This window comes from Streptomyces apricus, assembly GCF_008369065.1.
In the GTDB taxonomy this organism is placed as follows: domain Bacteria; phylum Actinomycetota; class Actinomycetes; order Streptomycetales; family Streptomycetaceae; genus Streptomyces; species Streptomyces apricus.
This window is the reverse complement of sequence record NZ_VDFC01000222.1, coordinates 1-1,183: the sequence shown is the minus strand read 5'-3', so window position 1 is coordinate 1,183 and position 1,183 is coordinate 1. Positions and strand designations below refer to the sequence as shown.

Here is a 1,183-nt window from a genome sequence, read left to right as displayed (position 1 = left end):
GCCGGGCGTCCAGGACCCGGGCGGTGATTGTCCCGCACGCCCTCTTGGCGCGGTCCGCCCCGTGGCCAACACTGAGCCGATGACGCAGCGCGTGGAACTGGCGACGGTGATGGCCCGGCTGGCCGTCGACGAGGTGGTCACCGAGTACGCGGTGGCGGTCGACGACGGGGACTGGACGGCGTACCGGCGGCTGTTCACGCCGGACGGACGGGCGGACTACCGGTCCGCGGGCGGTATCGAGGGGGACGCGGGCCGGATCGCCGGATGGCTGTCGCAGACTATGGCGCTGTTCCCGATGCGGCAGCACCTGATCGTCAACCGGCGCGTGCGGTTCGGCCCGCTGGAGCAGGACACCGGCGACACGGCGCGGGTCCGGGCCGACTACGTCAACCCGATGCGCTTCGCGGGACACGACGGGGGTTCCACCGAGCCCGACTTCGTGTGCGGCGGCCGGTACGACTTCACCCTGCTGCGCACGGACGAGGGCTGGCGGCTGCGCACGGTGGTCGTGCACGAGAAGTGGCGACGGGCCCCGCAGCGGCACACGGAGCCGGCCACCCCCTGAACCGGACCGGCCGCACCCCGAGCCGAACCGGTCATCGGGTAAACCGAACCGGCCACCCCCTGAACCGGACCGGCCGTCCGGGCGACAGTCCGGTATGTAGATCGTTTCGGCGGCCGCCCACGGGACACACTGGAGTCACTGGCGTCATACGGGGCACGCACCGTACGCCGAGGGGCCACTGGAGGCGCTGGATGAACCTGTCCGCCACTGACCTGCGCCGGCGTCTGGACTCCCGGTGGTGGCGCGACGCGGCGGCGGTGCTCGCCGGCGCGCTGCCGATGCTGAGTTTCCCCGCGCCGTCCCTGTGGTGGTTCGCCTACGTGGCGCTGGTGCCGTGGATCCTGCTCGTGCGCTCGGCCCCGACCGGGCGGCGGGCCGCCCGCGACGGCTGGCTCGGCGGGCTCGGTTTCATGCTGGCCGTCCACCACTGGCTGCTGCCGAGCCTGCACGTCTTCACCCTCCTGATCGCGGCGCTGCTGGGCGCGCTCTGGGCCCCGTGGGGCCTGCTGGTGCGCCGGTTCCTGGCCGGCGCGCCCTCGCCGGGCCGGCTGGCCGCCGCCCTGTTCGTCCTGCCCTCCGGCTGGCTGATGGTCGAACTCGTCCGCTCCTGGGAGGGGT

The 1,183-nt window shown here is 73.5% G+C and carries 1 protein-coding gene and 1 pseudogene; both read left to right on the top strand.

All coding sequences use genetic code 11. From position 1 onward, the window contains the following. Window positions 1-79: 79 nt before the first annotated feature. A complete protein-coding gene (locus FGF04_RS39325; protein ID WP_149516179.1) occupies window positions 80-565 on the top strand; it encodes a nuclear transport factor 2 family protein in 486 nt (161 codons plus the stop codon). A 191-nt stretch (window positions 566-756) separates the two neighbouring features. Then, window positions 757-1,183, top strand: a pseudogene (locus tag FGF04_RS39320) (apolipoprotein N-acyltransferase); the annotation flags it as partial.

Excerpts from the sequence above, each read along its gene's own strand:
- FGF04_RS39325 (WP_149516179.1), top strand. The coding sequence starts at position 80 with ATGACGCAGCGCGTGGAACTGGCGACGGTGATGGCCCGGCTGGCCGTC.